Annotated in this window: 10 protein-coding genes; 8 read left to right on the forward strand and 2 right to left on the reverse strand. The window is 72.5% G+C overall.

The window, feature by feature from the left end; genetic code table 11:
* Nucleotides 1-102: 102 nt before the first annotated feature.
* The gene (locus OHT52_RS01680; protein WP_328718292.1) at nt 103-936 is read right to left on the reverse strand and encodes a phospholipid scramblase-related protein; all 834 of its coding nucleotides are present in this window, start codon (nt 934-936) and stop codon (nt 103-105) included.
* 462 nt (nt 937-1,398) lie between these two features.
* Between OHT52_RS01680 and OHT52_RS01685 the strand changes: the two genes are divergently transcribed.
* The 4 genes from OHT52_RS01685 (at nt 1,399) to OHT52_RS01700 (ending at nt 4,714) form a co-directional block, all read left to right on the forward strand.
* Entirely contained in the window at nt 1,399-2,049 is a 651-nt protein-coding gene (locus OHT52_RS01685) for a DUF3105 domain-containing protein (protein ID WP_328718293.1), read from the forward strand.
* Nucleotides 2,046-2,699 (forward strand): DUF305 domain-containing protein, encoded by a 654-nt coding sequence (locus tag OHT52_RS01690; protein ID WP_328718294.1) that lies wholly within the window; start codon nt 2,046-2,048, stop codon nt 2,697-2,699. Before OHT52_RS01685 ends, OHT52_RS01690 begins: the two co-directional genes overlap by 4 nt.
* 198 nt (nt 2,700-2,897) lie before the next feature.
* Nucleotides 2,898-4,142: an ROK family protein gene (locus tag OHT52_RS01695; protein WP_328718295.1), complete on the forward strand. Its 1,245-nt coding sequence runs from the start codon at nt 2,898-2,900 to the stop codon at nt 4,140-4,142.
* A 140-nt stretch (nt 4,143-4,282) separates the two neighbouring features.
* Nucleotides 4,283-4,714 carry a nuclear transport factor 2 family protein gene (locus OHT52_RS01700; protein ID WP_328718296.1) on the forward strand — a complete coding sequence of 144 codons (432 nt, stop codon included), beginning with the start codon at nt 4,283-4,285 and terminating at the stop codon, nt 4,712-4,714.
* A gap of 134 nt (nt 4,715-4,848) precedes the next feature.
* Here OHT52_RS01700 and xylA read toward each other — a convergent pair whose 3' ends face one another.
* Nucleotides 4,849-6,018, reverse strand: a complete 1,170-nt coding sequence (gene xylA / locus OHT52_RS01705) for a xylose isomerase (protein WP_328718297.1) — start codon at nt 6,016-6,018, stop codon at nt 4,849-4,851.
* A 201-nt stretch (nt 6,019-6,219) separates the two neighbouring features.
* On the opposite strand from xylA, the gene xylB reads away from it, so the two are divergent.
* The 4 genes from xylB to OHT52_RS01725 all read left to right on the forward strand — a co-directional run bounded on the left by xylB (nt 6,220) and on the right by OHT52_RS01725 (nt 11,806).
* Nucleotides 6,220-7,710, forward strand: coding sequence for a xylulokinase (xylB, locus tag OHT52_RS01710; RefSeq protein ID WP_328718298.1), 1,491 nt, complete (start codon nt 6,220-6,222; stop codon nt 7,708-7,710).
* A gap of 101 nt (nt 7,711-7,811) precedes the next feature.
* A complete protein-coding gene (locus OHT52_RS01715) occupies nt 7,812-9,083 on the forward strand; it encodes a VWA domain-containing protein (RefSeq protein ID WP_328718299.1) in 1,272 nt (423 codons plus the stop codon).
* Nucleotides 9,083-9,976 (forward strand): hypothetical protein, encoded by an 894-nt coding sequence (locus OHT52_RS01720; RefSeq protein ID WP_328718300.1) that lies wholly within the window; start codon nt 9,083-9,085, stop codon nt 9,974-9,976. Before OHT52_RS01715 ends, OHT52_RS01720 begins: the two co-directional genes overlap by 1 nt.
* Before the next feature lie 249 nt (nt 9,977-10,225).
* Complete coding sequence (locus OHT52_RS01725; RefSeq protein ID WP_328718301.1) at nt 10,226-11,806, forward strand: aspartate:alanine exchanger family transporter; 1,581 nt, start codon at nt 10,226-10,228, stop codon at nt 11,804-11,806.
* Nucleotides 11,807-11,973: the final 167 nt, after the last annotated feature.

The following is an 11,973-nucleotide window of genomic DNA, read 5'->3' on the forward strand; positions in this document are numbered from 1 at the left end:
GGGAGCCCGGTCCGCTTCTGCCAAAAACCCCTCCGGCGACAGAACGCCGGTGCTCCGTACGCGTCGCGCGTACGGAGCACCGGCGTCGGCGGGGGGCGTGACTCAGCCGAGTCCGCGCGAGTCCTGCTTGAGGGCGGTGTCCACCGTGAGAGCCGTCGCGACGACGAGGCTCAGCATCGGCTCGGGCAGCTGGTAGTGGATCTTGAGGACGTAGTTGTCCGCCGTGGTGAAGAGCGTCTTGGCGAGCCCTTCCCAGGTCTTGGTGATCCGGGCGATCTCGGCGTCGTTCTGGTCGACGATGGCGAAGTTCCAGGCGCGCCAGTTCTCGGCCTTGATGGCACCGATCTTCTGGCCGTCCACCATGATCGCGAAGTTGATCTTGCCGAACGCGTTCTGCTGGACGATCTCGCCGACCGTCTGCCCGTCGGGACGCTGGACGATCACCCGCGACTTGATGAACTTGGCGGGGCGGGTCAGCAGCAACTGGGGCTGACCGTAGGCGTCCCGGATCTCCAGGCGGTGCGTCAGGTACTGGTCCCAGCTGGTGAGGAGGCGCACCAGCTTGCGGAACGCGCCCTGCCCGACCTGCACGACCGAGCCGAGCGTCGCGCCCTGCTCGTCGAAGACGCGGTACTCGTTCGTCACCTCGATCAGCTTGGCCTTCTGGTTCACCACCAGGACCTGCTGATCGAAGAGCGTTCCGGCACTGATCTGGCCGGGCTGGGCGGGTGCCTTCTGCTGCTGGGGCACGGCCGCCTGAGGGGCCGGGGCCTGCACGGCGGCGGCTTGCGGAGCGCCGGCCGGGGCCGTGGGCTGGGCGCCCGCGGCGGGGTGGGTGTGCTCGGTCCACTGGGAACCGTCCCAGTAGCGGAGCAGCTCCGCGGCTCCGTGCGGATCAGGGAACCAACCCGCAGGTATGTTCGAGGTCGTGGTCACCGAGGCACACTATCCCGCGACAGGGCTTCAGGCACATTCTTGAAACTTCACACACCTATTCAGTGGCGGCGATGACCAAGCCGAGGGCGCGGGAGCACGTACGGACAAACGCCGCGTCCGCGAAAGGGGGAGCCACTCGCGCACTCCGTCCACCACCGTCCCGCCGGTCAAGTGCCCTGCCGCGGTGGGCCCGTGGAGCGAAGGGCGCGCTGTCGCGGTTCCGCCGGGCCGGCTCCGTGCTGTCGCGGACCGTGTGGTCGCGGACCGTGTAATCGCGGACCGATCCCCCCCCCTCGGATCGGGCGGGCGTGGAGACGGTCCGGCTCTCTGCCACCGCGAGCCGGACGAGAGTCCCCGTTCGGGGGGACGTCGCACCCGGCACACCAGAAGGCTGATGAAGCCCACCAGGGGCACCAGCCTCTGCGCACTTTCCCGTCGATGCCGAATTCCGAGGACGATCCCATGACTTCCACCAAGAACCAGGACTCCCCCTCCTCCGCGCGTCGCGCCAAGCTGGAGGAAGCGCGGCGCAAGGAACGCGGCCGCGAGCGCCGCGTCAGGATCTTCACCATCTCGGCCGCCGTCGTGGTCGTCGCCGCCCTGGTCGTCGGCGGCGGCTACCTGATGACGAAGGCGGACGACAAGGACAAGGCCGAGGCGAAGGTGAAGACCGACGCCATCACGGGCGAGCGCAGCTGGGACAAACTCACCCAGAACCATGTCGAGACGCCGGTCTCCTACCCGATGAACCCTCCGGTCGGCGGTGACCACGACCCGGTCTGGATGAACTGCGACGCCGACGTCTACACCGAGGCGATACCGAAGGAGAACGCCGTCCACTCCATGGAGCACGGCGCCGTCTGGGTCACCTACAACAGCAAGGCCGCGGCGGCCGACGTGAAGGCGCTCACCGAGCGGGTCGAGGCCACCCCGTACTCCCTGATGAGCCCGCTGGAGGACCAGGCGGACCCGCTGATCCTGAGCGCCTGGGGCAAGCAGGTCACCGTGACGAGCGCCTCGGACCCGCGGGTCGCGCAGTTCTTCACGAAGTACGTACAGGGCGCGCAGACGCCGGAGCCGGGTGCCGCCTGCACCGGCGGGATCGCGAAGTGACGAGCGCCGGCCGCACGGTCGGGTCACGACGGCTGGCGGCGGCGGGTGTCGCCGTGCTGCTGCTGGCCCTGGGGCTGGTGGCGCTGATGGTCGTACGGCCGACCTCCGCCTCCTCCTCCGCTTCCCCGGCCGGGCGGTCGGCGCCCGCGGACGGTTCGGTGGACGCCGGTTTCGCCCGGGACATGTCCGTACATCACCAGCAGGCCGTCGAGATGTCGTTCATCGTGAGGGACCGTACGGACGACGAGGACGTACGCCGCCTCGCGTACGACATCATCAACACGCAGGCCAACCAGCGCGGCATGATGCTGGGCTGGCTGGAGACGTGGGGGCTGCCCAAGAGTTCGGCCGTCCCGCCCATGCGGTGGATGGGGCACGCGGTCACCCCGCACGACGGCGCGCTGATGCCCGGTATGGCCACCGACACGCAGCTGGACGCGCTGCGCGCGGCGAAGGGCGAGGAGGCCGAGGTCCTCTATCTGCGGCTCATGACGGCTCACCACACCGCCGGGGCGCAGATGGCGCAGGCGGCGGCCGGCTCGGCCACCACCGAAGCGATCACGAACCTGGCCGCGGGCATGGTGCGCGGCCAACGGTCGGAGATCGCCCTCATGGCGGACATGCTCCGCGAGCGGGGCGCCAAGCCCTGACCGACAGCCGGAAGCCGGGAGCGGAGAGCAGGGAGCGGAGAGCAGAGGGCAGGGAGCCGGGAGCCGGGAGCCGGGAGCCGGGAGCGGAGAGCAGGTAGCCGAAAGCCGGGAGCCGGGAGTGAGGAGCCGGTCGGAATGCGCGATTCCTCCCCTCTCCCGGTCCGGGCGCACCTGCCGTCACATAGGCTCGGTGGCGATATGAAGAATCACCTCACGCAGCTGGGCCCCAAGGCCGACAAGGACACCGTCCGACGGCACAACCTGAGCCTCGTGCTCCGTGCCGTCCGCGACGAGGACGAGACCGGCGAGGCGACCCGGGCCGGTGTGGCAGCCCGCGTGGGACTCACGCGCGCGGCGGTTTCCTCGCTGGTCGAGCAGCTGCTGGAGACCGGTTTCCTCACCGAGTCCGGCAAGACCTTCAGTGGTCAGGCGGGGCGTCCCGGCACCGCGCTCAAAGTCGCCCGCACCGGGCCCGCGGGCATCGGCGTGGAGGTCAACATCGACTACGTCTCGGTGTGCGTCGTCGACCTGGCGGGGACCGGGCGGGTACGGCAGACCGAGCACCTGGACAACCGGGGAGAACCGCCCGAGGAGGTCCTGGTCCGCGCCGCCCGGATCGCCGCGCGGACCCTGGACTCGGCCCGCGAGCAGGAACTCCACCCGGTGGGCGCGGCGCTCGCCCTGCCGGGGCTGGTCTCCGGCGGTGCGGTGCGTCAGGCCCCCAACCTCGGCTGGAACCGTGTCCCGGCGGAACGTCTGTTCGCCGACGCGCTCGCCGTACTGAACCCGTGTCTCGGCCCGCTGCCCGTCAGCTCGGAGAACGAGGCGAACCTGGCGGCGCTGGCCGAGTTGTGGTTCGGCGGTCTCGAAGACGTCCGCAGTTTTCTCTATCTGACGGGCGAGATCGGTGTCGGTGGCGCCCTGGTGATCGGTGGCGAGCTGCTGCGCGGCGCGCACGGCTTCGCCGGGGAGATCGGCCATGTGGTGGTGGACCCGGCCGGCCCGGAGTGCCGGTGCGGTTCGCGCGGCTGTCTGGAGCAGTACGCCGGTCAGGCCGCGCTGCTGCGGGCGGCGGGCATAGAGGGGGCCGGGGGCGGTGCGGCGGTGGTCGAGCTGGAGCGCAGGGTGCGCTCCGGTGACGCGCGCGCCGAAGCGGCGGTCGGTGAGGCGGGCCGGATGCTGGGCCGCGTCCTGTCGGGCGCGGTGAACCTGATCGACCCGGACGCCGTGGTGCTGGGCGGGATCTACCGCGGCCTGATGCCGTGGCTCTCGGGTCCCGCCGACGAGGAGCTGACCGGCCGGGTGGTCTCCGGTCTCTGGTCGCCGGGCAGCGGCAGGCTCCGGGCGTCGTCGGTGGCCGGAGACGCCGCCCGGGGCGCGGCGGCCCTGGTGATGCAGGACGTACTGGCCGACCCCGTTGCGTACGCCGGCCGGGAGCGGTGATAAGAAGACGTACCGGCCCGGGCGACATGCCCGCACCGGAGTGCCAACCGGCCCTCCGTGGCGGCGTGTTCGCCTCAGCGGCCGCCTCCCCACCTGCCTGTGGGCCCGCCTTCGCGGCCGCCCGAAACGGAGTGATCGCCGTGACCGAGCCGACCCCCCGGATTCCTGTGACGTCCACCCCTCGCGCGGTGCTGGAGCGCTACCACCGGGCGATGCTGTCGATGTCGGCCGACGATCTGGCGGATCTCTACGCGGTCGACGCGGTGCACGAGTTCCCGTTCACCAGCCCCGGCTTCCCCGCGCGGTTCGAGGGGCGCGAGGAGGTCCGTGCCGGTTACCGGGCGGCCTGGGGCGCGAGTCCGGCCGAGGTCACGGAGCTCCGCGACGTCACCGTGCACGAGACCGGCGACCCGGGGGTGATCGTCGCCGAGCACGTGGTGGTGGGTTCGCTGCCCGCCCGGGACCTCACCTTCACCGTCCCCGGGCTCCTGATCCTGCACGTGCGGGACGGCCTGATCGTCCGTGTCCGGGACTACATGGACGGCTTCGGCGTCGCGGCGTCCCGGGGCTGAACAACCCCGGCGCCGCCCGGCAGCCGCTCGCGCACACGAACCGGCAGGGGCCGGGCCGTCCCGCCGGACGGCCCGGCCCCTGCCGGTTGACGCATCGCGTGTCGCGAGTCGCGGATGTCGCTGTACCCCTGGGGTCAGCGGACGCCGAGGAGGTGGTCCAGGGCGAGCTGGTCGAGGGCTTCGAAGGCCATGGAGCGCTGGGCGGCGGCGTCGACGTCGAAGTCCTCGTAGGCGGAGGTGTCGGCGAGGAGGCCCTTGAGCCCGTCGGCGGCGGTCGGGGTGGCGAGCTCGTCGAGGCGGGAGGCGGTGAGGGCCTCCTGGACGGCGGGGTCGTCACGGAAGGCGGCCGCGCGCTCCTTGAGGATGAGGTAGTTGCGCATGCAGTTCTTCGCGGATTCCCAGACACCGTCGAAGCCGTCGGTGCGCACCGGCTTGAAGTCGAAGTGGCGGGGTCCGGTGTAGTCGGAGTTCTCCAGGAGGTCGACGAGCCAGAAGGCCTGGCGCAGGTCGCCGGCGCCGAAGCGGAAGTCCTGGTCGTACTTGATGCCGGACTGGCCGTTGAGGTCGATGTGGTAGAGCTTGCCGGCCCACAGGGCCTGGGCGATGCCGTGGGGGAAGTTGAGTCCGGCCATCTGCTCGTGGCCGACCTCGGGGTTCACGCCGTAGAGCTCGGGGCGTTCCAGGCGCTCGATGAAGGCGAGGGCGTGGCCGACGGTCGGCAGGAGGATGTCGCCGCGGGGCTCGTTGGGCTTGGGCTCGATCGCGAAGCGGATGTCGTAGCCCTGGTCGGTGACGTACTCGCCGAGGAGGTCGAAGGCCTCCTTCATGCGGTCGAGGGCGTCGCGGACGTCCTTGGCGCCGCCGGACTCGGCGCCCTCGCGGCCGCCCCAGGCGACGTAGGTCTCGGCGCCGAGCTCGGCGGCGAGGTCGATGTTGCGGATGACCTTGCGCAGCGCGTAGCGGCGGACGTCGCGGTCGTTGGAGGTGAAGCCGCCGTCCTTGAACACGGGGTGCGTGAACAGGTTGGTGGTGGCCATCGGGACCTTCAGGCCGGTGCGCTCCAGCGCGTCCTTGAACCGGCCGATCACCGCGGCGCGCTCGCTGTCGGAGGACCCGAAGGGGATCAGGTCGTCGTCGTGGAAGGTCACACCGTGCGCGCCGAGCTCCGCGAGCCGCTCGACGGACTCGACCGGGTCCAGCGCCGGGCGGGTCGGCTCACCGAAGGGGTCGTTGCCCCGCCAGCCCACGGTCCAGAGACCGAAGGTGAACTTGTCAGCGGAAGTGGGAGTGAAGCGGTCCGACATGTCTGCCTCTTGATCGACGGGCCCGGACGGCTGCTCTGCCGACCGACCAATTTGTTCAGTGCCATTACTAATATGGCACCCATCGGCCCGGATGCGAAACCCTCGGGAACCAAAAAGTCTTCGCAGCCCTGTTCGCACCCCGTCCGATCCCGTAATTTGTTAGCCGAACGAGCAAATCCCGCAGCACGAGAAGAGGTAGCCATGCCGCCGCGCACGGTCGTCATCGGTGTGGACAGTTCCACCCAGTCCACCAAGGCAGCTGTCACCGATGCCGTCACCGGCGAGCTCCTCGCCGTGGGCCGCGCCCCGCACGTGGTCCTGGGCGAGGGCGGAGCCCGCGAGAGCGACCCCGAGGTGTGGTGGCAGGCGCTGCGCGACGCGGTGGCCGCCGGAATGAAGGAGGCCGGGCTGCCCGCCTCGGCCGTCACGGGCCTCGCGGTCGCCGGGCAGCAGCACGGTCTCGTGGTGCTGGACCGCGGCGGCCGGCCGCTGCGCCCCGCGCTGCTCTGGAACGACACCCGCTCCGCCCCCCAGGCCACCGCCCTCACCGCCGCGCTCGGCGGCCCCGAAGCGTGGACGGCCCGCACCGGGTCGGTGCCGGTCGCCTCCATGACCGCCTCCAAGTGGCAGTGGCTGCGCGAGAACGACCCGGCGAGCGCGGACGCCGCCGCGGGCGTCCGGCTCCCGCACGACTTCCTCACCGAGCGCCTCACCGGCGTCGCGGTGACCGACCCGGGCGACGCCTCCGGCACCTGCTGGTACTCCACCGCCACCGGCGCCTACGACCCCGAACTGCTCGCCCTGCTCGGCCTGGACGCCGCGCTGCTGCCCGAGGTCGCCCCCACCGGCGGCACCCGCGCCGGTTCGCTGACCGCCGAGGCGGCCGAGGCGCTCGGCCTGCCCGCCGGCATCGCCGTCGCGGCCGGCACCGGCGACAACATGGCCGCCGCCGTCGGTCTCGGCCTCGGCGCGGCCGGACTCCTCGACCACCCGGTGCTCAGCCTCGGCACCTCCGGCACCGTCTTCGCGGCCTCGCGCACCCGGCCCGCCTCTCCGGCGCTCGCCGGTTTCGCCGCGGCGGACGGTACGTATCTCCCGCTCGCCTGCACGCTGAACTGCACCCTCGCCGTGGACAAGGTGGCAGCCCTGCTCGGGCTCCACCGTGACGACACGTCACCCGGCGGCGAGGCGGTACTCCTCCCGTACCTCGACGGCGAGCGCACCCCCGACCTGCCGCACGCCGCCGGGCTGCTCACCGGCCTGCGGCACGACACCACCCCGCAGCAACTGCTGGGCGCCGCCTACGAAGGCGCGGCGTTCACCGTGCTGCACGCCATGGACGAACTGCTCCGCGCCTGCGGGCTCGACCCGGTGGACCCGGAGGTCGCCGCCCGCCCGCTGCGCCTGATCGGCGGCGGCGCCCGGGGCACCACCTGGATCGAGACCGTCCGGCGGCTCTCCGGCCGCCCCCTGGTACTGCCCGCCAACGGCGAGTTGGTCGCGCTCGGCGCCGCCGCGCTGGCGGCCTCGGCGGCGGGCGGCGGGGACCCGGTCGCCCTGGCCACCGAGTGGAACAGAAACGGCACCGCGGGTACGGACCGTCAACTCGACGCGGTCGAGCGGGACACGGCGGCCTGGGAGCGGATCGGTTCGGTACTCGACCGGGCCTCGGGATCCCTTCTCGGCGGCTGACGACACCTCCGGGAGTACCGCCGGATCACCTCGGGCATCCCCGAACCCGCTTCCGCGCAGCGGGTTTGGGGATGCGAACCGATGTTCAATAGGATCCGGCGATGATCACAACCAAACGGCTGACGACCGGGGTGGGCCTGCTGCTCGCCACCCTGGCCGCCGGAATCGGCACCGCCGTGCCGGCCGCCGCCGACGAACCCCCCACCGCCTCCTCGCCCAAGGTCGAACTGGTCCTCGACGTCAGCGGGTCCATGCGCACCCGTGACATCGACGGCGAGTCGCGCATGAGCGCGGCCAAGCAGGCGTTCAACGAGGTGCTGGACTCCGTGCCCGAGGAGGTCCAGCTCGGCATACGCACGCTCGGCGCGAACTACCCGGGCGACGACCGGCAGGTCGGCTGCAAGGACACCAAGCAGCTGTACCCGGTCGGCCCGCTGGACCGCACCGAGGCGAAGACGGCCGTCGCGACCCTCTCGCCCACCGGCTGGACCCCGATCGGCCCGGCCCTGCTCGGCGCGGCCGACGACCTGGACGGCGGTGAGTCCACCCGGCGGATCGTCCTGATCACCGACGGCGAGGACACCTGCGGCCCGCTGGACCCGTGCGAGGTGGCGCGCGACATCGCCGCCCGCGGGGTGCACCTCGTGATCGACACCCTGGGCCTGGTGCCCAACGCGAAGATCCGGCAGCAGCTCACCTGCATCGCCGAGGCCACCGGTGGTACGTACACGGCCGTCCAGCACAAGGAGGACCTGTCCCACCGGGTCACCCAGCTGGTGGACCGGGCCGCCGAACCCGTCGTCACCCCGGTGGCCACCGAGGGCGCCGCGAGCTGTGCCAAGGCCCCCGAGCTCACCGCCGGGCTGTACACCGACCGCGCGAAGCTCGGCGAGCACCGCTGGTACCGGGTGAACGTCCTGCCCGGCCAGGAACTGCGGGCCTCCGTCAGCGTCTCGGCCGACCGGGCCGTCAATCCGGACTACGGCGTCCTGTTGCGCGCGGTCACCACGCACGGGCGGGAGATCGTCCGCGGCTCGGAGTCGGGCACCGGCCGCACCGACGCCATCTCCACCGGGCTGCGGTACCCCAAGGCCGAGGCGGACGACGACGCCGACGCCGAGACCGCCGAGGCCGTCTGCCTCCAGCTCAGCGACTCCTTCTCCTCTCCCACTACCGCGAAGACCGGCCCCGGTATGCCGGTCGAGCTGACCATCGACGTGGTGGACTCCCCCGACGACGCGGCGGACGCCGCGGCCTTCGGCCTCGGCCGCGGCTGGTGGTTCCTCGGCCTGATGCTGCTCGCCGGCCTGCTGGCGGGGCTGCTGTTCGGCTGGATCTCGCGCTGGCGCGTCGCCGTCTGGAGGACCAACTGATGCGTACGAACCTCCGCACCCGGACCACCCGCACCCACCGGGTGCTGCGCGCGAGCGCGGGCGCCCTGGTCGCCGGTCTCGCCCTGTTCTCCTCGGCCGTCCCGGCCCTGGCCGACGACCCGTCGGCCTCCGCGAGCCCCGGCGAGGACGGCTCGGACGCCGGTCCCACCGAGGCCGGCACCACCTTCCGTACCGCGACCGCCCTCCAGCAGGACCAGGCGGGCACCGCACAGGCCTCGACCGGCGACTACCTCTACTGGGTCTTCCCGGCCGACGCCGGACAGCGGCCGACCGTACGGGCCACCGTGACCCTCCCCGAGGCGTCGCTCCGGCACGGGGCGTCCACCTGGCAGATCGACGTCTACGACGGCCTGCGCCGCCGTCAGGCGTGCATGTACGGCCACCAGACCCGCAAGGCGGCGGCCGACGCGGCGACGGTCGAGCTCGACTGCGTGCTGCGCCCGGTGCGCGCCTGGTCCGAGCCGTGGGCCAACGACCCGCTGCCGGGCAGCTACTACGTGCGCCTCACCGTGCTGGACCTGCCCGACACCGACCTCGGCCAGCCCATCGGGGCCCGCGTGGAGGCCACCTCGATCGACGCGGGCAGCGCGCACGACGTGGACGGCGCCCTCTCCGAGCCGCTGGTGCCCGGCTCCTCGGCCGTGCGCGCCGCCGCCGGCTCCGCCGCGTCGGCCTCCCCCACGGACGGCGCGACGGACGAACCGGTCGTGGTGGCGGGCAGTGAGCCGGAGGACGGCTGGTCCTCGGGCTGGTGGACGCAGCGCTGGCTGTGGAGCGCGGGCGGAGCGGTGCTCGCCGCACTGGCCGGCGTCTTCGGCTACACCGTGACGCGCGGCCGTGGCCGCCCGTCGCACCTGCCTCCGGGCGTCTGACGGGCTTCTCCCCCTTGCCCGCCGCGCCACCGTCCCCCTCCGGGGCGGCGGCGCGGTCGTGTCCGGACCGCGGGCCGCCGAGTGGCGGTCCGTACGGGCCTGCCGGAAGCTGCCCCAGAAAGGGCTGGGCCTTTCGTTCGGATCGGGCCGGGTCAGGGAGCGGGGTCGGGTGCCGCACCCGACCCCGCGAGCCCGGCATGACCCGGACGAAAGGCCCTCACGCCGGTCGGACACCAGGAGGCAGCGCGCGTGTGGCAGTTCTTCGCGGACAACCCCTGGGTGACCGTGTTCTCGGTGATCACGGTCGGCGCCCTGCTGGGCATGGTGCGCTTCGGCCCGGTCAGGCTCGGCGCGGCGGGCGTGCTCTTCGTCGGCCTCCTCGTGGGCGCCCTGGACGAGGACATCGCCGACGCCCTGCCCGCCGGGGTGTCGGCCCTGGGACTGGCCCTGTACGTCTACACCGTGGGGCTGGAGTCGGGCCCCGCGTTCTTCCGTGAACTCCGGGGCCAACTCGCGGTGATGGCCGGGGCGATCGTGGCGCTCGTGGTCACCGCGGTCGTGGTGGGCGCGCTCGGCCACGGCGCCCTCGGCATCAGCGGCCCGTTCCTCGCCGGCGGGTTCGCGGGCATCGGGACCACCACCCCGGGCCTCGCCGCCGCCCAGGCGGCGTCCGAGGATCCGGCGCAGCCCGCCGTCGGGTACGCGATCGGATATCCGTTCGCCGTGGTGATCACCATCCTGTTCATCGCGGCCATCGCCGCCCGCCGCCGGTGGACCGCCCGCCGTGACCCCGGCTCGGGGCTGCCCGCCACCCTCGTCACCCGGACGGTGCACGTCACCCGCGAGATCGCGTGGGCGGACGTGCCGGGCGTCGCCGAGCACCGCGTCCTCGCCAGCGAGTACCGGGCGGTGGGCGCCGCGCCCCGGGTCGCCCTCCGGCTGGACCGGCTGCACCCGGGCGACCTGGTCGAGGTGGTGGGCGGCGAGGAGGACGTGGTGGCGGCCACCGCCCGCCTCGGCGAGATCGCCGAGGCGCATCTGCTCGACGACCGGTCGACCGTCGACTACCGCCGTGTCCTGCTCACCAACCCGGCCCTGGCGGGCCACACCGTCGCCGAACTCCGTCTGGCCGACACCTACGGAGCGGCCGTCAGCCGGGTGCGGCGCGGCGACTTCGACATGCTCGCCCACGACGGTCTCGTCCTCCAGCTGGACGACCGGCTCCGCGTGGTGATGCCCCGCGAACGCTCCACCGAGGTCAGCCGGTTCCTCGGCGACACGGAGGCCAAAGTGAGTGAGGTCAGTGCGGTGAGTCTCGGCCTCGGCCTCGCGCTCGGCTTCCTCATCGGCATCCCGTCCCTGACCCTCGGCGACACCACCCTGGCCCTCGGCACCGGCGCGGGCCCCCTGGTGATGGGCATGGTCCTCGGCTGGCGGAGGCGCACCGGCCCCCTGGTCTGGACGCTGCCGACCCGGGCCAACCTCACCCTGCGCCAGATCGGCCTGCTGCTCTTCCTGGCCATCGTGGGCCTCAGCTCGGGCTACTCCTTCCGGGAGAACGCGTTCTCGATGTTCGGCCTGAAGCTGCTGGCGGTCCTGGTGGTCGGCGCGGTCGTCAGCTACGCGCTGATGGTGCTGGTCGCGAAGGCGCTCGGCCAGAGCCGGGAGCGGACCATGGGGCTGCTCTCCGGGTACGTGGGCAACCCGGCGATCCTCGCGTACACCAACAGCCGGGTGAGCGACAGCCGGGTCAACAGCGGCTATTCGACGCTGTTCGCGCTGAGCATCCTGGTGAAGATCGTCTGCGTCCAGCTGCTCGTGGGGCTGTGACGGGCAGTCGCCGTACCGCGTCAGAACGGTCTCCCGGCGCCCGTGCTCCCAGCTTCCGCCGCCATGCTCCGGCCCGGCACCCGCGCGCACGTGGCCGGCCGGGCCGCCGCGGGGCAATCCCTGTTGTTCACCCTCCAGGGACAGGACCGGGACACTGATCGCCACAA

The sequence above is a fragment of the Streptomyces sp. NBC_00247 genome (genome assembly GCF_036188265.1).
Classification (GTDB): domain Bacteria; phylum Actinomycetota; class Actinomycetes; order Streptomycetales; family Streptomycetaceae; genus Streptomyces.